Below are 342 nucleotides of genomic sequence, written 5' to 3'. Positions count from 1 at the left end.
GTGTTTCAGTGCCTGCTCGGCAAAACGCTTGGGCGAACGCTTCACCCGACGCGTGATCTCCTCCAGACTCTGGTAAGCCGCGTTGCGATCGTTCTCGGCAAAGCCTTCGTTCACTGTAATCAGAATATGTCGGGCGGTACGGATTTCGGGCTTGGCAAAACGTCCTGGATGCAGGTAATAAAACAAGGTCGCTTCGGTCGCATCAACATGCACTCCCCGGCTACCCACCAACTCCATCACCGCTTCGACCGTTAACTCCCGCAACAGACCGTCACGCAAGTCATCAGTCCCCAGCCCGTTATGCTCCAATGCTTCTTCAAATTGCGCATCGGACTCATACCG

General features: G+C 55.3%; 1 protein-coding gene. It reads right to left on the bottom strand.

Annotated elements, in window-relative coordinates; genetic code table 11:
• Positions 1-342 (bottom strand): peptidylprolyl isomerase (locus Q4563_RS17685; RefSeq protein ID WP_303605432.1); only part of this gene is annotated, 342 nt, incomplete at both ends.

It is taken from the genome of Gilvimarinus sp. 1_MG-2023, assembly GCF_030548285.1.
Note: the sequence above shows the minus strand (reverse complement) of the source record. Positions and strands in the feature narration are given on the sequence as shown.